Genomic DNA, 18,411 nt, shown 5'->3' on the forward strand with positions numbered 1-18,411 from the left:
ATGAGCGATACGACACTGAGCGATATGACACTGCCCTTTGCCGACTTGGAGCGGGTCTACGAGCAACTGGCGCAGGCCCTGGACGACCTGCCGGAGGAGCAGGAGCGGCTGTTTCTCGCCCAGTTGGCGCTGGCGCTGGCCCACCGCGTAGGCGACGTCGAACGGGTGATGGCGGCCATCGAGGAGGCGCGGCAGGGAATCGCGGACGTCTCCCGTTGATGGCGACGGCTAGCCTCGAGTAAGTGAGGACTTACTTCTTTGGCCATATATTGAGCGGGGTCAAGGCGAACCATGGCAGAGGCGCTACGGTAAGAACTGGCCGTAGAGGAACGCCTTGATGAGTAAACCTCGACCTCCCCAAGAGTCCCGCCCGCCGCCACGTGACGAGAAGCAGCTGCACGACTTTCTCGAAGGCGAGCGGGCCCTGCTCGAGCTCAGGTGCTGCGAGCCCAAGACACTGAGCGTGCTGATTCATGACTTGGCTCATCCCATGAGTCCATCGCTGGAGCAGGCGATTGCGCGCAGCCTGGCCAGTCGGGAGTTGGCGGATTTTGCTCCCGCTATCTCCCTGCTACCCGTGATGATGCGACGCTTCGGCCTCGATCCGGTCGCCTGCAGCCGCGACCCGGCCATCCATTCCCTGCGTACCGTTTGCAGTGCTTGCCCCAAGGTCGCGACCTGCTGGTTGGCGCTACGCCACGATGCCCCTCGGGAGGAGTGTCGTGAGTTCTGCCTCAATGCCGAGTCCTTGGAGAAGTCGCTACTTCCTCCGCAGAACGATTGAACGGATCGTGAGGCGCATTGCAACGGATCAGGTGGTGACCGCCCCCAGCCGCGCGAGCAAGTCATCAATCATGCCGATCTTGGCCTCGGCCTCACGGATCTGGGCGCGAAACGCTTCTCGCTTGTGCAACAGCCGGGCCTCCAGCTCGTCGCAAAACGGTGGCTCGGGGCGGAAGTGGGGCATCGCTTCGCGGATCTCGTCGATACTGAATTCCAGCTCACGGGCGCGGCGCACGAAGCGCAGCTCGGCCAGAGTCTGCTCGGTGTAGTCGCGGTAGCCGTTTTCGCGCCTGTGCGGGGGTGTGATCAGGCCGCGCTTCTCGTAGAAGCGAATGGTGTCGCGGCCAAGCCCGCTGGCCCTTTCCAGCTCGCCGATCAGCATGTGTAAAAACTCCTTGACTGTGGAGTTGGCTCCACACCTTACCATGGTTTGGCGAGCCCGCACGGTGGCAGCCCCGACATGGCAAGGGAGGCAGCGAGATGGAACCCAGGATCGAGGAGCGGCAGGTAGAGACCAGTGATGGTGTGGCCATCGCCGCCCGCTTCGTCACGCCCGCGGCGCCCAAGGCGGCGGTGTTGATCGCACCGGCCATGGGTGTGTCCCAGCGCTTCTATGCGCCCCTGGCCCAGTGGCTGGCGGAGCAGGGGCTGGCCGTGGCCACCTTCGACTACCGCGGCATGGGGGCGTCGCGTCCTTCGCGGCTGAGCGGCTTCCAGGCCACCATCATGGACTGGGCGCGCTTTGATGCCGCGGCGATGATCGAAGAGCTGGCGTATCGTGCTCCCCAGGTGCCGTTGCACTGGATCGGCCACAGCCTGGGCGGGCAGATCCCGCCGCTGGTGCCAGGACACGAGCGGCTCGAGCGCATCGTCACCGTGGCCTGTGGCAGTGGCTACTGGCGCGAGAACGCGCCGGCGCTGAAGCGACGGGTGTGGCTGTTCTGGTTCGGCGCCGTGCCGCTGCTCACACCGCTGCTGGGCTATTTCCCTGGGAAGCGGCTCAACATGGTGGGTGACCTGCCGCGCGGCGTGGTCGAGCAGTGGCGGCGCTGGTGCCTCGATCCGGAATACGCGGTGGGGGCGGAGCCCGGCGTGCGCGAGCGCTTCGCCGCCGTGCGCGCGCCGGTGGTCTCGCTCTCCTTCAGCGACGACGACTTCATGTCGGCGCGCAACACCGAGTCGTTGCACGGCTTCTATGCCAATGCGCCGCGCACGCTGCTACGCATCCGGCCCCAGGAGGCGGGCCTGGACCGCATCGGCCACTTCGGCTTCTTTCGCGCCGAACACCAACAGGCGCTATGGCAGCGCTACCTGCTGCCGGCACTGCAGGGGCGCGTGACGGAGGCTGCTGCAACGGCGAAAGAGAGCACGATGACGAGACCGTGAGTCAGGCCGGCACTTCCTGGCCCAGCAGTTCGGTTACCGTCTCGCCGACATGCCTGATGCCGGCTTCGACGGAGGGCGTCATCGCGGCGGCGTAGTTCAGGCGCAGGCAGTGGCGGTATTTGCCCGAGGCCGAGAACAGCGAACCCGGTGTGACATGCAGCCCTTCGCCGACCAGGCGTTCCTTGAGGCGTACGCAATCGATATTTCCCGGCAACTCCAGCCATAGCAGGAAGCCGCCCTGGGGATAGCTGACCCCGGTGCCGGCCGGGAAGTAGCGCGTCACCCAGTCGATCATGATGTCGCGATGCTGGCGATACTGACGGACCATCTCGCGCAGGTGGCGCTCGTAGTGACCGTGCTGGACGAATTCGGCCACCGCCAGCTGCGGCAGCGTGGCCGAGGCGCCGGTGGAGACGTACTTCATGTGCAGCACCTGGTCGCGGTAACGCCCCGGTGCCATCCAGCCGACCCGCAGCCCAGGCACCAGGGTCTTGGAGAAGGCGCTGCACAGCAGCACCCGGCCATCGTCATCGAAGCTCTTGAGGGTGCGTGGCCTGGGCGTGTCGAAGGAGAGATCGCCGTAGATGTCGTCCTCGACGATGGCCACGTCGAAGCGCTGGGCCAGGGCGACCAGGGCCCGCTTGCGCGCCTCGGGCATGGTATAGCCGAGCGGGTTGTTGCAGGTGGGCGTGACCTGGATCGCCTTGATCGGCCACTGTTCCAGCGCCAGCTCCAGCGCCTCGAGGCTGATGCCGCTGCGCGGGTCGGTGGGGATCTCCAGCGCCTTGAGCCTCTGTGCCTTGAGGATCTGCATGGTGCCGTAGAAGCTCGGTGAGTCCACGGCGACCACATCGCCGGGCTCGGTCAGGGTGCGCAGGGCGAGTGAGAGCGCCTCCTGGCAGCCGGTGGTAATGATCACGTCGTCGGGATGCAGCAGGCAGCCCGACTTGTCGGCCAGCCGCACGACCTGCCGGCGTAGTTCGAGGCTGCCCTGCAGGCTGTCGTAGTTGAGCCCATGGGCTGCCACATGCCGATGTAGGGTACTCAGTTGGCGGTGCAGGGGGCGCAGGCTGGCGGCATTGAGGTCGGGAGTGCCGCGCCCCAGCATCAGCAGGCGATCCTCAACGGGGGAGCGTGCCACCAGCTCCAGCACCTGGTCCCACTGGGACACGTCCAGCGGACGCTGGGCGGGGCGCGATGCCTTGGGTAGCACACCCGGGGTTGGCCGGGGCAGCACATAGTAGCCCGAGCGCGGGCGCGCTTCTGCGAGGCCGGACTCCTCGAGCCGCCGGTACGCCTCCTGCGCCGTGGAGACACTGACGCCCAACTCGCGGCAGAGCGCACGCACGGAGGGCAGCCGATCGCCGATGCGATACTGCCCTTGCTCGATGCGCTGGGTCAGGGTCTGCGCGACCTGGTCGTAACGCTTCATGACAGTTTCACCGGACTATTCCCCTCTTCAGTACAGAAGGCGCATAAGTGGGCGATACAGCGACAGGATAGACGAATCTGTATCGTAAAACTATTTTTGTTCTGAATCTGTATTGGTTTTCCGCGTAATCATAGCCTGTCAGAACCCACCGACAGGAGATATACGCCATGATTATAAAACGCCTTCTTCATCTGTCCCGTTTATACAGGGACCAGCAGCAGCGCCACCGTTCACGGCGTGATCTGCGCGATCTCGACGATCATTTGCTGGCCGACATCGGGTTGGATCGGGACACAGTCAAGCGTGAGGTGAGCAAACCGTTCTGGCGATAATAGCCGGCACGACGCGGGAACCCCGGGGCGTCGCGGGAAACCTAAGAGTAAGCAGATGAGCGACCCGGCAGCCAAGGAGGAGCCAGCCATGATCGAGATACTGCCCGCCCCCGCGTACGTGGCGGCGTTCCGTATAACAGGCACGCTGCACAGTGCGGACTACGACGAGTTGATTCCTGCAATCGAATCGAAGCTCGAGCACAACGAGCATATCGGTGTGCTGGCCGACATGACCGACTTCGACCACATGACGGCTGGTGCCCTGCTGCGTGACCTGGGCTATGCCATCAGCAAGCTGGGCGAATATCACCGCTTCAAGCGTGCCGCGGTGATCGCCGACAAGCGCTGGATCGAGACCACCACCAAGCTGGCCGGCAAGCTGTTCCCCAATACCGAAGCGCGCCTTTTCCATGCCGGAGAGCTGGAGGAGGCAATGCGCTGGGTCGCCGGCTTTCGCAGCGACTTGATCAACGGCGGGCTATGACAATGCGGTAGCCGCCGCCTGTTCGCTGTGCCATTGGCGCAGCAGCCAGGCGAAGATCAGCCCCAGGGCGAGCAGCCACAGCCCGGCGGCGGCCAGTAGCCATACGCTATCGGCCAGGCGAAGCACCAGCCCGCCGAGGCTGACTCCCACCGACTGGCCCAGGAACAGGCAGCCGGCGAATACCGCCATGGCGGTGCCGCGCATGGCGGGCGCCATCTGGGTGGCGTTGATCTGCAGCGTGCTGTGCATCATGTAGAAGCCGAGGCCGGCGCAGAAGGCGCCGGCGGTGGCCAGGGCCGGCTGTGGCGCCAGTGCCAGCCCGACGAAGCCGAGCCCCATCAGCACGCCGCCGCCCGCGGCCAGGCCCGGTTCGCCCAGCCGGGCCACCAGCGGCCGCGCCAGGGCGGCGAAGATCAGCCCGCCCACGCCGAACAGTGCCACCATCAGTCCCGCCTGGGTTAGCGAGACCTCCAGGCTGTTATAGAGGTGGCTGGCGACGAAGGCCAGGGCGCCGAAGGCGGCGATCCCCTCGAGGAACACCAGTGCCAGGATGCGCCGGGCGCGGGCGATCAGCAGCACCTCGCGAATGCGTGAGAAGAAGGCGATGCGGCCCTGGTCGGCCTTGGGCGGCGACAGGGCTGGCTGGCGCCGCAGGGCTGCGAGCAGCAGCCCGCCTGAGGCGACGAACAGCAGGGTGAGCAGGGCGAATGCGGCCTGCCAGCCCAGCGTGTCGGCCAGAAAGCCTCCCGCCACCTGGCCGCTGATCAGCCCCATCACAGCCCCTGAAAGCATGTGTGCCAGCGTCACCTGGCGCCTCTCGTAGGAGACGTTGTCGCCGACCCAGGCCATGGAGAGCGGGATGATGGCGGCGGCGGTGGCGCCGTTCAAGGTACGAAACGCCAGCAGCATCGGCAGCGATTCGGCCAGCGCCGAGCCCAGCGCGCCCAACGCGCAAGCCAGGGTGGCCAGGCCGATCACCCGCAGGGTGCCGTGGCGATCGCCCAGTGGGCCGTAGGCGAGTTGCATCACGCCGTAGGCGATGGCGAACAGGGTGATGTTCTGCGCCACGTCGGCCACTGGCCGGGCGAAGGCCTGCGACAGCGCCGGCAGCATGGCGTCGGTGACGCGCATCGAGGCCATGCTGGCGAAGCCGGCCAGGGCCAGCAGCAGGATGACCAGGCGGTGAGGGGCGGTGTCACTCATCGCTACGAGCGTGCCTGACTGGCGGCGGCAGCCTGGCTGGCCGGACGTACCAGTATCAGGTAAGCCACCAGGGAGAGCACGCCGCCTAGGCCGATGGAGATGGCCATGGTGAGCGAGGTGCCGTCATGAAACCGGCCGACCAGCGCCCCGCCGAGGGCGGCGATGGTCATCTGCAGGAAGCCGAACAGCGAGGAGGCCGAACCGGCACACTGCGGATTGGGCGCCAGCGCCCCGGACATGCTCTGTGGCATCACGATACCGAAGCCAACCAGGAACAGGATATGCGGACCGATCACCGCCCACGGCGTATAGACACCTGCCGCGGCGAGGCCCGCCATGATCGTACCGGCCAGGGCGCAGATTGCCGTGGCCAGCAATAGCAGGCGATCGCGCCCCAGGCGATGGCTGTAGCGACCGCTGACCAGGGTGCCGCTGAAGAAGCCGGCGACGATCAGGGTGAAGCCGATCCCGTAGCCGAAAGGCGTCATGCCCATGAACTCGATCAGTACGAAGGAGGAGCCGGAGAGAAACGCGAACAGGCCGGCGAAGCCGCTGGCGTTGACCAGCGTATAGCCCATGAAGGCGCGCTGGCCGAGTAGCATACGGTAGTTGCTCAGGATGGTGGCGGGATGCACCGACTGGCGATTTTCCCGCGCCAGCGGCTCCGGCATGAGCAAGGCGAGGACCAGGAGCATCACCGCGGCATACAGCGTCAGCAGCAGGAAGATCGAATCCCAGCCGAAGAACAGCAAGAGCCCCGCGCCGACGATGGGTGCCAGTGCCGGCGCGAGCGCCATGGTACTCGCCATGTAGGAGAGCACGCGCCCGGCCTCGAGGGGGCCATGGATGTCGCGCACCGCGGCGCGGCCCAGCACCGGGCCGGCGGCACCGCCCAACGCCTGAAGGAAACGCCCGGCCAGCAGCCACTCGATGCTGGGAGCGAAGGCGCAGAGCAGGCTTGCCAGCAGGAACAGGCCGAAGCCGGCGACCATGACCGGTTTGCGGCCGAAGCGATCGGAAATCGGGCCGCAGAACAGCTGCGCCAAGGCGAAGCCGGCCATGTACAGGCTCAGCGTCAGTTGAATCTGGTCGGGGCCGGTATCGAGCGCCTCGGCCATCGCCGGCATGGCGGGCAGGTACATGTCGGTCGCCAGCGGGCCCAACGCGGTCAGCGCCGCGAGGGTGATCACCATGGCGGGGGACTTCAGCCTCAGCACATCGATGTCTCCAGAGCGAGTGTCCAGAACCAGTAATCAACGGCCGACGGGCATCGCTCTCCCGGCTCGATTCTCGAGCCCGGGGAAGCGACGCCCGCCAGTCGTTAGCTTGCTTATTGTAGCCGAAATGGGCCGCGATTGCTCAGCCCGCGTCGGGCTGCTCGCTCGGGGCCGCTTTGGCGAAGGCCTCCAGCTCGCGGCAGTGCGCGGTGATGCGCTGGATTCGCGGATAGGCGGAGAGATCGCACTCGAAGCGCTCGGCGTTGAACACCTGAGGCACCAGGCAGATATCGGCGAGCGTCGGGGTGTCACCGTGGCAGAAGTCGCCGCTGCCCGCCTCCCGGGAGAGCATTGCCTCCAGGGCGTCGAAGCCGCCGGTCACCCAGTGGCGGTACCAGGCCAGCTTGGCCTCTTCATCCAGTTTCAATTCGTGGACCAGGTACTTGAGCACCCGCAGGTTGTTGAGCGGGTGGATCTCGCAGGCCACCATCTGGGCCAGGGCGCGTACCCGGGCCCGCTCTGCCGGCTCGAGCGGCAGCAGCGCAGGGCTGGGGTGGAGCTCATCCAGGTACTCGCAGATCGCCAGAGACTGGATCAGGGTGGTGCCGTCGTCGGTAACCAGCGCCGGCACAAGCCCCTGGGGGTTATGTGCACGGAAGGTCTCGCTGCGCTGTTCGCCCTTCACCAGGTTGACCGTGGCCTGGTCGTACTCCAGTCCCTTGAGGTTGAGCACGATGCGCACCCGGTAGGCCGCCGACGAGCGGAAATAGCCGTATAGCGTGGTCATGGTTGCCTCTCCTAGCCGTTCACTTGGGCTGGTTTATTTTGGCTGGTAGGGCACTACCTGCTGGTCGATGGCACCGAAGATGCTGTTGCCTTGGCGGTCGAACATCTCGATGCGTACGCGGTCGCCGAAGCGCATGAAGGGTGTCTTGGCCGCACCGTGCAGGATCTGTTCCACCATGCGTACCTCTGCCAGGCAGCTATAGCCCACGCCGCCGTCCGCCACCGGCTTCCCGGGACCGCCGTCGGGGTCGGGATTGGAGACGGTGCCGGAGCCGACGATGGCACCGGCGCCCAGGTAGCGGGTCCTGGCCGCATGGGCGACCAACTGCGGGAAGCTGAAGATCATGTCGGGGCCGGCTTCCGGCTCACCGAACTTCTCGCCGTTGAGGTGCACCGTCAGCGGCAGGTGGACCTTGCCGTCCTGCCAGGCATCGCCCAGCTCGTCGGGGGTGACGCAGATCGGCGAGAAGGCGGAGGCCGGCTTGGCCTGGAAGAAGCCGAAGCCCTTGGCCAGCTCGCCGGGGATCAGCCCGCGCAGGCTGACGTCGTTGACCAGCATGATCAGCTTGATGTGGCCGGCGGCCTGCTCCGGCGTCACCGCCATCGGCACGTCGTCGGTGATCACCGCAATCTCGCCCTCGAAGTCGATGCCGTGCTCCTCGCTGACCGCCTCGATGTCCTCGGTGGGGGCGAGGAACTTGTCGCCGCCGCCCTGGTACATCAGTGGGTCGGTCCAGAACGTCTCGGGCATCTCGGCGTTGCGCGCCTGGCGCACCAGCTTGACGTGATTGAGGTAGGCGGAACCGTCGGCCCAGTGGTAGCTGCGCGGCAGCGGCGAGTGCAGTTGGTTCTGGTCGAGCGCGAAGGCGCCTGCGGCGCTGCCGTCGTTGAGTTCGGCGTAGCGCGCTTCCAGCTTGGGGCTCACGGCGTCCCAGTGCTCGATCGCCTGCTGCAGGGTGGTGGCGATGTCGGCGGCGGAGACGGCCTGGCTCAGGTCGCGGGAGACCACCAGCAGTTCGCCGTCGCGGCCATTCTTGAGAGTAGCGAGTTTCATCGTCGTTGAATCCTTTTCGTCAGGGGCGGGGCTCGTCGGCCCCGTCCGGTTCGGCTGTCTCGTCGCTCAGCTTTCCTGTGTCGCTCAAGGCTGTCCTGTGTTGCTCAGGGCTGTCCTGTATCGCTCAGGGCTGCTGCGGATCGAAGTGCGAGCGCAGGGTCGACCAGACGTCGACGTAGTCGCGCTGGCGGATGTCCGCGTTCAGCGCCGCCTCGGTGGGATGGTAGACATAGCGGCTCTCGAACATGAAGGCCAGGGTCGCATCCAGGCGCTGCGGTGTCAGCTCGGCGTTGGAGGCCTTCTCGAAGGTGTCGGCGTCGGGGCCATGGGGCGACATGCAGTTGTGCAGGCTGGCACCGCCGGGCAGGAAGCCCTCGGCCTTGGCGTCGTACTCGCCGTGGATCAGGCCCATGAACTCGCTCATCAGGTTGCGATGGAAGTAGGGTGGGCGGAAGGTGTTCTCGGCCACCATCCAGCGTGGCGGGAAGATCACGAAGTCGATGTTGGCCATCCCCGGGGTGTCGGAGGCCGAGGTCAGCACGGTGAAGATCGAGGGGTCGGGGTGGTCGAAGCTCACCGTGTTGATGGTATTGAAGCGCGCCAGGTCGTACTTGTAGGGCGCGTAGTTGCCGTGCCAGGCCACCACGTCCAGCGGCGAGTGGCCGAGCTGGGTCACCCAGAAGCGGCCCGAGAACTTGGCCACCAGTTCGAAGTCGCCCTCCACGTCTTCGAAGGCTGCCACCGGGCTCTCGAAATCGCGCGGGTTGGCCAGGCCATTGGCGCCGATCGGGCCGAGGCCGGGCAGCTCCAGCGGACTGCCGTAATTCTCGCAGATGTAACCGCGCGCGGCATCGGAGCCGGGCGCCAGGCGCACCTGGAACTTCATGCCGCGAGGGATCACCGCGATCTCGCCGCCCTTGACCTCGAGCTCGCCCAGTTCGGTGCGCAGGCGCAGGGTGCCCTGCTGCGGCACGAGCAAGAGCTCACCGTCGGCGTCGTAGAAGAAGCGCTCGGTCATGTCGCGGTTGAAGGCATAGACGTGCACGCCGCAGCCGGCCTGGGTGCCGGCATCGCCGTTCACCGCGATGGTCAGCAGGCCGTCGATGAAGTCGGTGGGCTCGGCGGGAATCGGCAGCGGGTCCCAGCGCATCTGGTTGGGATCGGCGGCGGGTCTGGCCAGCGGAGACGTCGCCACCCGACGGTTATCGAGCGGTGTGTACGCGCTCTGTACCACCGAGGGACGGATGCGGTAGAGCCAGCTACGCAGGTTCTCGTGGCGCGGCGCGGTGAAGGCCGAGCCGGTGAGCTGCTCGGCATAGAGGCCGTAGGCGCATTTCTGGGGCGAGTTCTGCCCTACCGGCAGCGCGCCGGGCAGCGCCTCGCTGGCGAAGTGGTTGCGAAAACCGCTCTGGTAGTCGAGTTTGGTCGTCATGGGAAGGTCCCTCTTATTCGTCTGTTTGCCCGTCAGCTGTCCCGGCGGCCTGGCCGGCAATGGCCAAGGCCTCCTCCAGCACTTGCTGGTCGCCGATGTGATTGGCCAGCAGCAGGATCAGCCGGGCATTGATGCGTTCGCTCTCCGCCTCGCTGCGCTCGCGATGCACTTCGGTCAGCGCGGCATAGAAGGCGTCCGGGTCGGTGAAGTTGGGGTCTAGTTCAAGCCGTGGCATGACGCACCTCCTCGGCATCAAGATGGCGGCCCAGGGCACGAGCCAGCGCTTCGTCGACGGCGCTGGCCGTCACCTCATGCCAGCGGGCAGTGACGTGCTGATCGGGACGAATCAGGTAGCCGGTGCCGCCGGTCAGGCCATAGCGTTCGCCGACGAGGTTTTCCACGTCCTCGATCTGACGGCTGCGCGGCAGCTCGGCCAGCGCGTGGAGGGCGGGTCCGACGATCAGCAGGTCGAGATCGGCATGGCGCTCGAGCAGTGGCTCGAGTTCATTCTTGAGCGCCTCGGCTCGGATGCTGTCGACGCGGCCATCGAGTAGCAGCACGAAACGCTCCCCCAACTGGTTGAGCAGCCAGGCACGCTGGCCGGCGAGGGCGATCGGGGCGTCCTTGGGAGGGCTGCCGGGGCGTAGTTCGAGCGGCAGTGCTTCGGTCTCGTGGCCGTTGAGCGGCGAGTCGTCGTAGTGGCACGGTATCGACAGACGGCCGCTATTGACCAGGCGGCGGGCGAAGGGGTAATGCTCGGCCAGCTCCAGCACGCTGTCGCGGAACAGCCGGCTGATGCGACTCTTCGGCGTGATGAAGTCGGTGGCGCGAGTCGAATTGAGGATGTTCTCGGCGGCGCCGTGCTGACGCTCGTCGTTGTAGGTGGCGAGCAGCGCCTCGGGGGCCTGGCCTTTGAGCACCCGGGCCAGCTTCCAGGCCAGGTTCTCGGTGCTCTGCAGCGCGCCGTTGGCGCCGCGGGCGCCGAAGGGTGAAACCTGGTGGGCAGCGTCACCCATGAAGAACACGCGGTTGTGGATGTAGTCGTCCATCTTGCGGCAGCGGAAGGTATACACGCTTGCCCACTCCAGTTCGAACTCCACATCCTCGCCGAGCATCGCCTGCACGCGGGGCCGAATGTTCTCCTCCTTCTTCTCCTCCTCCGGATCGGCGTCCCAACCCAGTTGGAAGTCGATGCGCCAGACGTTGTCCGGCTGGCGGTGCAGCAGCACCGACTGGTTGGGGTGGAAAGGCGGGTCGAACCAGAACCAGCGCTCGGTGGGAAAGTCCGCCTTCATGATCACATCGGCAATCAGGAAGCGATCCTGGAAGATCTGGCCGCGGCTTTCCAACCCGAGCATGTCGCGGATCTTGCTGTTGGCGCCGTCGGCCACCAGCAGGTAGTCGCAGGAGAGGCGGTAATCGCCATCCTCGGTGCTGACCAGAACCTCGCTGCGCTCGGGGCGGCTGTCGACCTCGGTGACCTTGTGCTTCCAGCGCAGGTCGATGCGATCGGTGAGTTCGTCGGCGCGGTTCACCAGATACTCTTCGAAGTAGTACTGCTGCAGGTTGATGAAGGCCGGCATGCGATGGCCCTCTTCCGGCAGCAGGTCGAAGTCGTAGACCTCGCGCTGCTGGAAGAACACCCGGCCACGCTGCCAGGTCACGCCCTTGTCGACCATCGGCTGGGCGCAGCCCAGGCGGTCGAGGATCTCCAGCGTGCGCTTGGCGAAACAGATCGCCCGCGAGCCGACGCTGACGGTATTGTTGTCGTCGAGCACCACGCTCTCGACGCCCTGCTGGGCCAGGTCGATGGCCATGGCCAGGCCGGTGGGACCGGCACCGACGATCACCACCGGGCAGTGGCGCACGTCGTCACGGTCCAGCTCCGGCGCGCGCCGGTAAGGGTAGACGGGATTGTTATAGGTAGTTGGCATGCTTCCTCCGACCGCGGCTGCTGCGGGGACAAGGCCGTCGCGAATGCTGCGACCTGTCCCCGGCGCCGCTCGCCAGGCATTTTTGAACAGCGCGTTACTGGTTCTCGACGACTTCCTGCAGCGAATGCCACATCTGGGTATCGCGCTCGGCGGTCCAGATGCGCGGGTCGGGGTATTCGCCGCCGGCCTCGTCATAGCAGCGGGTAATATCGAACGGTACGCAGTGATCGAAGATCACCCAGTGGCCGTACTTGGGCTTGAGCAGGGCGTAGGTCTCGGCGTAGCACTCGGAGAGCGACTTGCCGGCGGCCTTGCCCGCCTTGACGCTTTCGTACATGTCGGCGAGGAAGTCACGGGTACCCTGGATCGCTTCCTGGCATTGCTCGGGCGTGGTGAGCGCTTCGCCGCGGCCCGGTACCAGCTTCTGTGGGTTCATGGCCTGCAGGCGATCGAGGGTGGAAGGCCAGTCCTCGTGGTAGGCGTCGCCGGTATAGGGAGTGGCGCCGTACTCGACCAGGTCGCCGGAGAACATCACCTTCTCCTCGGGCAGCCAGACGACGGTGTCGCCCTTGGTGTGGCCGCGGCCGAGGTGAATGATGCGTACCTCGCGCTTGCCCATGAACACCGTCAGTTCTTTCTGGAACACGATGTTGGGCCAGGTCAGGCCGGGCACCGAGTCGACGCCCTTGAACAGGCGCGGGAAGCGGCCGACTTCGGATTCGTAATCCTGCTGGCCGCGCTCGACGATCAGGTCGTAAGTGTTCTGGCTGGCGTAGATGTTCTCGGCATCGTAAGCCGAGGCGCCGAGTACGCGCACGGCGTGGTAGTGGCTCATCACCACGTGCTTGATCGGCAGGTCGGTGACCTCGCGAATCCGGCGGATCACGTCCTGGGCCATGATCGGCGTGGCCTGGGTGTCGATCACCATCACGCTGTCGTCGCCGATGACCACACCGGTATTGGGATCGCCTTCGGCGGTGTAGGCGTACAAGCCCTCCGCCAGCTTGGTGAAGCTGATCTGCTTCTCTTCGGTATCGGCGTGGGAAGCGAATTTCTTGCTCATGTTTCCTCCGGGGTCGTCAGGGGCATCGCATTGAGGACGCACTGGCCAGATTACGGTCCATGGTAGCTCGGGAATGGCTGCAGCATAGTTGTAATTGAAACTATAAGTCCAGCAAGCCACGAGCCAATCGATGAAGCAAGCGGGGCTGGATTGACAAAAATTTGCCTGAGATCATGGGTTTTTGGTGAAATTCATACTTAAGTCTAGTGCCCGTTGGCGCCAAATTAGTTGCAGAAGAGATTAACTGGCGGCATGGTGACAGCGTGAAACGACAGGCTGTCGCGCTCTTGCTTCCACCGTCGGTGAGCGCTCAGCCGCTAACAACAACGCAGGTACACAACGTGGCGCGAGCACGCCTCCCGTGACGACCCAGGAGCACGCAATGAAACACACCAATCGCCTCATGATCGGCGCCGTGGCAGCGTTCGGTCTCAGCCTCACCGCGCCTGTGCTGGCCCAGCAAACCATTACCGTCAGCACCTGGGGCGGCCCCAATCACGGCATCAACACCATCGTCTGGCCCACCTGGAAGGCCTGGATCGAAGAGGCCACCGAAGGCCGCGTGACCGTCGAAGTGGTGCACGACATGGGCCCGCCCGCCGCCCAGATGGAGATCGTGGCCGACGGTATCGCCGACGCCAGCTGGATCTTCCACGGCCATATGTCGGGGCGCTTCGAGCTGACCCAGTTGCCGGAGTTTCCCACTTTCGAGGCGTTCTCGTCGGAAGCGGCTTCCGCCGCCTACTGGCGCACTTACGAGGAGTACCTGGCCCAGGCGGAGGAGCATCGCGGCGTCGACGTCATGGCCATGGGTGTGCACGGGCCGGGGCAGATCTTCACCCGCGATCAGGTCGACTCCCTCGACCAGCTTTCCGGCAAGCGTGTTCGCGTCGGCGGCGGTGTGATGAGCGATCTGGCTACCGCCATGCAGGTGTCCGGCGTGGCGCTGCCGCCGACCGGCGTCTATGAAGCCGCCTCGCAGGGCGTCATCGATGGCGCAATGCTGACTCTCGAGGGGCTGCGCAGCTTCCGCGTGGCCGAGGTGCTGCCGCATACCTTGACGGTGGATGGCGGTTTCTACCGCGGCAGCTTCGCCATCGTCATGAATCCGATGTTCTGGGATCAGGTCTCGCCCGAGGATCGCGAAGCAATCGAAGCCGTCTCCGGCGAGGATCTCTCGCGTCTGTTCGGCTACATGATGGATGCCATGGACGAGCGCGGCGTGGCTTTCGCCGAGGAGCAGGGCAATACATTCACCGAAGCGTCGGATGAGGACATCGAGCGCCTGCGCGAGGTGACCGACGAGCTGATCGCCGAGTGGAATGATGCGGTGCAGAACCGTGGTATCGATACCGAGGCAGCTCTCGAGCACTTCCGCGAGCAGCTCGCCCTGGCCACCGAAGGCGAAAGTATCGCCGATCGTGTCGTGCGCCAGTAAACCCTTTCGACCCGCGGAGGCTTGACCATGCCGACCTCTTCCCCGTTCCTGTTGCGGGTCGGCCGTATCATGCAGCTGATGCTGGAGGGGGTGGCAGGCGCCACCCTCTTCGCCATGATGCTGCTGACCACGGCGGACGTGACCGGACGCTACTTCTTCAATTCACCGATTCTCGGCACCGTCGAGCTGACCCAGCTCATGCTGGCCGCGCTGGTGTTCCTGTCTCTGCCGGTGGTGTGCTGGCGCGAGGAGCACGTCAGCGTCGACCTGCTCGACAGCGTGTTCCCTTCGCGGCTGATCTGGATCCGCCAGGTGATCGTCAACCTGATCGTCACCGGCGCTCTGTGGCTCATGGCCCGGCGGGTGTGGGCGCTGGGCGAGCGCGCCATGCAGTGGGGCGACGTCACCGAGTTCCTGCGTATCCCCAACGGCTACCTCATCTACCTGATGGCGATCATGCTGGCCGCCTCGGCCGCCCTGACCCTGCTGCGCGCGCTGTTCTATCTGCTCGAAGGCGTGGGCGTGATAGAGCGCGGCGGCCCGCTCAGTCCTGCGAAAGACCAGGGAGACAGTCATGACTGAAGCACTCTACGGCTTCGCCGCCCTGTTGATCCTGGCGTTCCTGCGGGTGCCGCTGGCGTTTGCCATGGGCATCGTCGGCTTCGCCGGCTTCTACTACCTGACCGGCAACTGGAACGCCGCCGAGTCGATGGCCGCGCGGCGAGTGATCGACACCGCCATGGACTATGGTCTGTCGGTGATCCCGCTGTTCATCCTGATGGGCAACCTGGTCTCCCACGCTGGCCTGTCGGACGCGCTGTTCCGCGCCTCCAACGGTTTTCTCGGCCACCGCAAGGGCGGCCAGGCCATGGCCACCATCGTCGCCTGCGGCGGGTTCAGCGCCATCTGCGGCTCGAGCCTGGCCACCTGCGCCACCATGGGCCGGGTCGCCATGCCGCAGATGCGCAAGTACGGCTACAAGGACACCCTGGCCTCGGCCTCCATCGCCGCCGGCGGCACGCTCGGTATCCTGATTCCGCCCAGCGTGATGCTGGTGATCTACGGCATCCTCACCGAGACCAGCATCCGCGAACTGTTCGCCGCCGGCTTCATCCCCGGCATCCTCGGCATCGTGCTCTACCTGGGCTCGGTCAAATGGGTACTGTGGCGCGACCCCGAGGCCGGCCCCGCCGGCGAGCGCGTGGCTTGGCCCGAGCGCATGAGGGCGCTCAAGAGCGTCGGCAGCACCCTGGCGCTGTTCGTGCTGGTGATCGGCGGCATCTACCTCGGCGTGTTCACCCCCACCGAAGCGGCCGGCATCGGTGCCATGGGCGCCTTCCTCATCGCCCTGTGGCGTCGCGCGCTGACGCCCCAGGTGCTGATGAACGTACTGATGGATACCGTGCGCACCACCGCCATGCTGTTCGCCGTGGTGCTCACCGCGCTGATCTTCGCCAACTTCATCAACCGCGCCGGGCTGCCCAGCGACCTGCTGGCCTTCGTCAACGGGCTCGACATCGCGCCGTTCCTGGTGATCCTGGTGATACTCGCCATCTACGTGCTGCTCGGCTGCGTGTTCGAGAGCATGTCGATGCTGCTGCTCACCGTGCCGGTGTTCTTCCCGGTGGTGGCGGGGCTCGGCTTCGACCTGGTGTGGTTCGGCATCCTGGTGGTGATCGTGATCGAGATCAGCCTGATCACCCCGCCGGTGGGGATGAACGTGTTCGTGCTGCGGGCGGTGCTGCCGGATGTCTCCACGGGGACGATTTTCCGCGGCGTGACGCCGTTCTGGGTGGCCGGTATGGCGCGTGCGTTGCTGGTGCTGGTGTTCCCGGGTATCGTGCTGTTCCTGCCGCAACTGCTCTATTGACCGCTGCCAAGCGTAGGGTAAGGAGTCTCGAGAAATGAACACGGAAGAGCCCCGGGCCGGCTTCGCCAAGGAGGGCGACGAGAGCCGGGTCGAGCCATCGACGAAGCCGGAGCTGGATCTCAATCAGTTCCTGCCCTACCGGCTCAACAGCCTGGCCGATCGCATCAGCCAGGCGCTGGCCGAGCTTTACGAGGAGCGCTATCAGCTCAACATCGCCCAGTGGCGGGTGCTCGCCTGGCTCAGCCACTGCGACGAGCTGACGGCGAAGAAGATCTGCACCTACACCAACATGGACAAGGCCCGCGTGTCGCGGGCGATCCAGGCGCTGGAGGAGCGCGGTCTGATCAGCCGCACGCCTGCCCCCGAGGACCAGCGCCAGCAGGACCTGCACCTCACCGCCGCGGGACAGGCACTGCTGACCAAGCTGATTCCCGAGGCCCAGGGCTGGGAGGCGGAGCTGGTGGCCACACTCACCGCCGGCGAGTATCGCGACCTGCTCAACGTGATGCGCAAGCTGGAGCGCCAGCTGGAGCGGATAGGCGAGAAGGGCTAGTGGCCCGCCTGGATCATGGCGCCAGGCAGTGGGAAGCGGCGTCACCCAGCGACATCACCGGGCGCAGGTGGAACTGTCCGGCCATGTTGCAACGCGTACGCCCTTCGCCGGCGAAGTCGACGAAGCAATCCTGCTGCGAGTGTCCACCGGCGCTGACCTGATTCCAGTACCAGCCTGAGGGCGTGTCGGGAAAGGCCTCGCTATCGATCGCCACGTCCCGATCATTGCCTGGCTGCATCAGGCCGCGCAGTTCGAAGAAGCGCGGTAGGCGCCATGGGCAGTCGGCCGTGGCCAGGGCGTCGATGCGCGCCTCGGCGTCGCTCAGATGCAGGCGTTCGGCCTCGCCGAGGCAGCCACCATCGCGAAAACGCTGGCCCAGGCTGCAGCGCATCCAGACGAGCTGTTGGCGCGAATCCACCACCAAGCCAGCATGGCGGGTGTCATATCCTGCCGCGCCGTCACCGTGAGCGCTGCTCCAGGCCAGCAGGAGACCCGCAACGAGCAGCGCACGGCTTCGGCTCATGCTTCGACCGAGGCCTCGGTCGGGCTGGGAACCTTCCCGCCCAGGCGGGCGGTGATCTCGGCGGCGGTCTCGCGCACCAGTTCGCCCAGCTCCAGCAGCCGCGCTTCGGGGATGCGCGCCACCGGTCCCGACACCGAGATCGCCGCCAGCGGCGTGCCGTACTGGTCGTGCAGGCAGGCCGCCACGCAGTGCAGGCCGATGGCATGCTCCTCTCGGTCGCAGGCGAAGCCTTGCTGGCGTACTTCGGCAAGGTTGGCGCGCAGCGTCTCGGGGGTGTGCAGGGTGTTCTCGGTGACCCGCTCCAGGCCACGTTCGGCCAGTACCCGATCGAACTCGTCGTCGGGCAGCCAGGCCATCAGCGCCTTGCCCACCCCCGAGGCGTGCAGCGGTGCGCGTGAGCCGAGCCGGGTGATCATGCGCATCATCTGCGGCGATTCGCTCTGGGCCAGGAACACGGCCGTGGCGCCGTCGCGGATGCCCAGGTTGGCGGTTTCGCCGGTCTGGGCGGTCAGGCGGCGCAGGAAGGGCCGGCTGGTGGCCACGAAATCACGCGCCTCGAGGAAGCTGTTGCCGATGCGGAAGGTCTTGACATCGATCTTCCACACGCCGAGTTCACCGTCCTGGGCAATGAAGCCCTGCCCTTGCAGGGCCTGAAGCAGGCGGTGGGTGGTGGAGGGGGCCAGGTCGACCATCTCGGCCAGTTCGGACAGCGCCAGGCCACCCGGCGTGGCCGCCAGCCGCTCGAGCAGGTTGAGCCCGCGCACCAGCGATTGACTGTGGCCGCTGGCGCTCTTGCCGGGGCCGGGCGGGCGCCCCGCCGTTCTGCGTTTGACTTCACTCACCTGCGTACTTCCTCTCCGAATGACCTGGCGGACCTTTCTGCGAAGGCCAGCGACAGGATACCGCCTCGCCGTCGGCTTG

The 18,411-nt window shown here is 66.0% G+C and carries 21 protein-coding genes; 9 read left to right on the forward strand and 12 right to left on the reverse strand.

The window, feature by feature from the left end; translation table 11 throughout:
- Together ACRWQA_RS00435 and ACRWQA_RS00440 are read left to right on the forward strand one after the other, a co-directional pair.
- Complete coding sequence (locus tag ACRWQA_RS00435; protein ID WP_434229620.1) at nt 1-219, forward strand: DUF2783 domain-containing protein; 219 nt, start codon at nt 1-3, stop codon at nt 217-219.
- A 118-nt stretch (nt 220-337) separates the two neighbouring features.
- A complete protein-coding gene (locus tag ACRWQA_RS00440; RefSeq protein ID WP_434229619.1) occupies nt 338-784 on the forward strand; it encodes a hypothetical protein in 447 nt (148 codons plus the stop codon).
- Nucleotides 785-811: 27 nt separating this feature from the next.
- Here the strand turns inward: ACRWQA_RS00440 and ACRWQA_RS00445 are convergent, their stop codons facing one another.
- On the reverse strand, nt 812-1,165 hold the full coding sequence (locus ACRWQA_RS00445; RefSeq protein ID WP_434229618.1) for a MerR family transcriptional regulator: 354 nt from the start codon (nt 1,163-1,165) through the stop codon (nt 812-814).
- 98 nt (nt 1,166-1,263) lie between these two features.
- Between ACRWQA_RS00445 and ACRWQA_RS00450 the strand changes: the two genes are divergently transcribed.
- On the forward strand, nt 1,264-2,169 hold the full coding sequence (locus tag ACRWQA_RS00450) for an alpha/beta hydrolase family protein (RefSeq protein WP_434229617.1): 906 nt from the start codon (nt 1,264-1,266) through the stop codon (nt 2,167-2,169).
- A 1-nt stretch (nt 2,170) separates the two neighbouring features.
- Here the strand turns inward: ACRWQA_RS00450 and ACRWQA_RS00455 are convergent, their stop codons facing one another.
- Nucleotides 2,171-3,601, reverse strand: a complete 1,431-nt coding sequence (locus ACRWQA_RS00455) for an aminotransferase-like domain-containing protein (protein ID WP_434229616.1) — start codon at nt 3,599-3,601, stop codon at nt 2,171-2,173.
- Between the two features lie 167 nt (nt 3,602-3,768).
- On the opposite strand from ACRWQA_RS00455, the gene ACRWQA_RS00460 reads away from it, so the two are divergent.
- The gene (locus tag ACRWQA_RS00460) at nt 3,769-3,933 is read left to right on the forward strand and encodes a YjiS-like domain-containing protein (protein WP_434229614.1); all 165 of its coding nucleotides are present in this window, start codon (nt 3,769-3,771) and stop codon (nt 3,931-3,933) included.
- Between the two features lie 55 nt (nt 3,934-3,988).
- Nucleotides 3,989-4,417, forward strand: coding sequence for a SpoIIAA family protein (locus ACRWQA_RS00465; RefSeq protein WP_263581962.1), 429 nt, complete (start codon nt 3,989-3,991; stop codon nt 4,415-4,417).
- Here ACRWQA_RS00465 and ACRWQA_RS00470 read toward each other — a convergent pair.
- From ACRWQA_RS00470 to ACRWQA_RS00505, 8 genes are all read right to left on the reverse strand, one after another.
- The gene (locus tag ACRWQA_RS00470) at nt 4,412-5,620 is read right to left on the reverse strand and encodes an MFS transporter (protein ID WP_434229611.1); all 1,209 of its coding nucleotides are present in this window, start codon (nt 5,618-5,620) and stop codon (nt 4,412-4,414) included. The two genes, ACRWQA_RS00465 and ACRWQA_RS00470, sit on opposite strands and share 6 nt — an antisense overlap.
- A 2-nt stretch (nt 5,621-5,622) precedes the next feature.
- Nucleotides 5,623-6,837, reverse strand: coding sequence for a multidrug effflux MFS transporter (locus ACRWQA_RS00475; protein ID WP_434229610.1), 1,215 nt, complete (start codon nt 6,835-6,837; stop codon nt 5,623-5,625).
- Nucleotides 6,838-6,979: 142 nt separating this feature from the next.
- Nucleotides 6,980-7,624, reverse strand: coding sequence for a maleylacetoacetate isomerase (maiA, locus tag ACRWQA_RS00480; protein WP_434229609.1), 645 nt, complete (start codon nt 7,622-7,624; stop codon nt 6,980-6,982).
- A 33-nt stretch (nt 7,625-7,657) separates the two neighbouring features.
- On the reverse strand, nt 7,658-8,677 hold the full coding sequence (locus tag ACRWQA_RS00485) for a fumarylacetoacetate hydrolase family protein (protein ID WP_263581966.1): 1,020 nt from the start codon (nt 8,675-8,677) through the stop codon (nt 7,658-7,660).
- 124 nt (nt 8,678-8,801) lie between these two features.
- The gene (gene hmgA, locus ACRWQA_RS00490; protein WP_263581967.1) at nt 8,802-10,109 is read right to left on the reverse strand and encodes a homogentisate 1,2-dioxygenase; all 1,308 of its coding nucleotides are present in this window, start codon (nt 10,107-10,109) and stop codon (nt 8,802-8,804) included.
- A 13-nt stretch (nt 10,110-10,122) separates the two neighbouring features.
- Nucleotides 10,123-10,344 (reverse strand): DUF2783 domain-containing protein, encoded by a 222-nt coding sequence (locus ACRWQA_RS00495; protein WP_263581968.1) that lies wholly within the window; start codon nt 10,342-10,344, stop codon nt 10,123-10,125.
- Entirely contained in the window at nt 10,331-12,043 is a 1,713-nt protein-coding gene (locus tag ACRWQA_RS00500) for an FAD-dependent oxidoreductase (protein WP_434229607.1), read from the reverse strand. The genes ACRWQA_RS00495 and ACRWQA_RS00500 overlap by 14 nt, the downstream gene beginning before the upstream one ends.
- A 94-nt stretch (nt 12,044-12,137) precedes the next feature.
- The gene (locus tag ACRWQA_RS00505) at nt 12,138-13,106 is read right to left on the reverse strand and encodes an MBL fold metallo-hydrolase (protein ID WP_263581970.1); all 969 of its coding nucleotides are present in this window, start codon (nt 13,104-13,106) and stop codon (nt 12,138-12,140) included.
- Between the two features lie 382 nt (nt 13,107-13,488).
- On the opposite strand from ACRWQA_RS00505, the gene ACRWQA_RS00510 reads away from it, so the two are divergent.
- The 4 genes from ACRWQA_RS00510 to ACRWQA_RS00525 are packed head-to-tail and all read left to right on the forward strand — an operon-like array spanning nt 13,489 to nt 16,967.
- Nucleotides 13,489-14,544 (forward strand): TRAP transporter substrate-binding protein, encoded by a 1,056-nt coding sequence (locus tag ACRWQA_RS00510; protein ID WP_434229606.1) that lies wholly within the window; start codon nt 13,489-13,491, stop codon nt 14,542-14,544.
- Between the two features lie 27 nt (nt 14,545-14,571).
- Nucleotides 14,572-15,126, forward strand: coding sequence for a TRAP transporter small permease (locus ACRWQA_RS00515; RefSeq protein WP_434229604.1), 555 nt, complete (start codon nt 14,572-14,574; stop codon nt 15,124-15,126).
- Nucleotides 15,119-16,414 carry a TRAP transporter large permease gene (locus tag ACRWQA_RS00520; RefSeq protein ID WP_263581973.1) on the forward strand — a complete coding sequence of 432 codons (1,296 nt, stop codon included), beginning with the start codon at nt 15,119-15,121 and terminating at the stop codon, nt 16,412-16,414. Before ACRWQA_RS00515 ends, ACRWQA_RS00520 begins: the two co-directional genes overlap by 8 nt.
- A 34-nt stretch (nt 16,415-16,448) precedes the next feature.
- Nucleotides 16,449-16,967, forward strand: coding sequence for a MarR family winged helix-turn-helix transcriptional regulator (locus tag ACRWQA_RS00525; protein WP_263581974.1), 519 nt, complete (start codon nt 16,449-16,451; stop codon nt 16,965-16,967).
- Between the two features lie 13 nt (nt 16,968-16,980).
- On the opposite strand, the gene ACRWQA_RS00530 is transcribed toward ACRWQA_RS00525, so the two are convergent.
- Both ACRWQA_RS00530 and ACRWQA_RS00535 read right to left on the reverse strand, forming a co-directional pair.
- Complete coding sequence (locus tag ACRWQA_RS00530; RefSeq protein ID WP_263581975.1) at nt 16,981-17,490, reverse strand: Lcl C-terminal domain-containing protein; 510 nt, start codon at nt 17,488-17,490, stop codon at nt 16,981-16,983.
- Nucleotides 17,487-18,332 carry an IclR family transcriptional regulator gene (locus ACRWQA_RS00535; protein WP_263581976.1) on the reverse strand — a complete coding sequence of 282 codons (846 nt, stop codon included), beginning with the start codon at nt 18,330-18,332 and terminating at the stop codon, nt 17,487-17,489. Before ACRWQA_RS00535 ends, ACRWQA_RS00530 begins: the two co-directional genes overlap by 4 nt.
- Between the last annotated feature and the right edge of the window lie 79 nt (nt 18,333-18,411).

The sequence above is a fragment of the Billgrantia sp. C5P2 genome (assembly GCF_051062895.2).

Excerpts from the sequence above, each read along its gene's own strand:
- ACRWQA_RS00435 (WP_434229620.1), top strand. The coding sequence starts at position 1 with ATGAGCGATACGACACTGAGCGATATGACACTGCCCTTTGCCGACTTG.
- ACRWQA_RS00440 (WP_434229619.1), top strand. The coding sequence starts at position 338 with ATGAGTAAACCTCGACCTCCCCAAGAGTCCCGCCCGCCGCCACGTGAC.
- ACRWQA_RS00445 (WP_434229618.1), bottom strand. The coding sequence starts at position 1,165 with ATGCTGATCGGCGAGCTGGAAAGGGCCAGCGGGCTTGGCCGCGACACC.
- ACRWQA_RS00450 (WP_434229617.1), top strand. The coding sequence starts at position 1,264 with ATGGAACCCAGGATCGAGGAGCGGCAGGTAGAGACCAGTGATGGTGTG.
- ACRWQA_RS00455 (WP_434229616.1), bottom strand. The coding sequence starts at position 3,601 with ATGAAGCGTTACGACCAGGTCGCGCAGACCCTGACCCAGCGCATCGAG.
- ACRWQA_RS00460 (WP_434229614.1), top strand. The coding sequence starts at position 3,769 with ATGATTATAAAACGCCTTCTTCATCTGTCCCGTTTATACAGGGACCAG.
- ACRWQA_RS00465 (WP_263581962.1), top strand. The coding sequence starts at position 3,989 with ATGAGCGACCCGGCAGCCAAGGAGGAGCCAGCCATGATCGAGATACTG.
- ACRWQA_RS00470 (WP_434229611.1), bottom strand. The coding sequence starts at position 5,620 with ATGAGTGACACCGCCCCTCACCGCCTGGTCATCCTGCTGCTGGCCCTG.
- maiA (WP_434229609.1), bottom strand. The coding sequence starts at position 7,624 with ATGACCACGCTATACGGCTATTTCCGCTCGTCGGCGGCCTACCGGGTG.
- ACRWQA_RS00485 (WP_263581966.1), bottom strand. The coding sequence starts at position 8,677 with ATGAAACTCGCTACTCTCAAGAATGGCCGCGACGGCGAACTGCTGGTG.
- hmgA (WP_263581967.1), bottom strand. The coding sequence starts at position 10,109 with ATGACGACCAAACTCGACTACCAGAGCGGTTTTCGCAACCACTTCGCC.
- ACRWQA_RS00495 (WP_263581968.1), bottom strand. The coding sequence starts at position 10,344 with ATGCCACGGCTTGAACTAGACCCCAACTTCACCGACCCGGACGCCTTC.
- ACRWQA_RS00500 (WP_434229607.1), bottom strand. The coding sequence starts at position 12,043 with ATGCCAACTACCTATAACAATCCCGTCTACCCTTACCGGCGCGCGCCG.
- ACRWQA_RS00505 (WP_263581970.1), bottom strand. The coding sequence starts at position 13,106 with ATGAGCAAGAAATTCGCTTCCCACGCCGATACCGAAGAGAAGCAGATC.
- ACRWQA_RS00510 (WP_434229606.1), top strand. The coding sequence starts at position 13,489 with ATGAAACACACCAATCGCCTCATGATCGGCGCCGTGGCAGCGTTCGGT.
- ACRWQA_RS00515 (WP_434229604.1), top strand. The coding sequence starts at position 14,572 with ATGCCGACCTCTTCCCCGTTCCTGTTGCGGGTCGGCCGTATCATGCAG.
- ACRWQA_RS00520 (WP_263581973.1), top strand. The coding sequence starts at position 15,119 with ATGACTGAAGCACTCTACGGCTTCGCCGCCCTGTTGATCCTGGCGTTC.
- ACRWQA_RS00525 (WP_263581974.1), top strand. The coding sequence starts at position 16,449 with ATGAACACGGAAGAGCCCCGGGCCGGCTTCGCCAAGGAGGGCGACGAG.
- ACRWQA_RS00530 (WP_263581975.1), bottom strand. The coding sequence starts at position 17,490 with ATGAGCCGAAGCCGTGCGCTGCTCGTTGCGGGTCTCCTGCTGGCCTGG.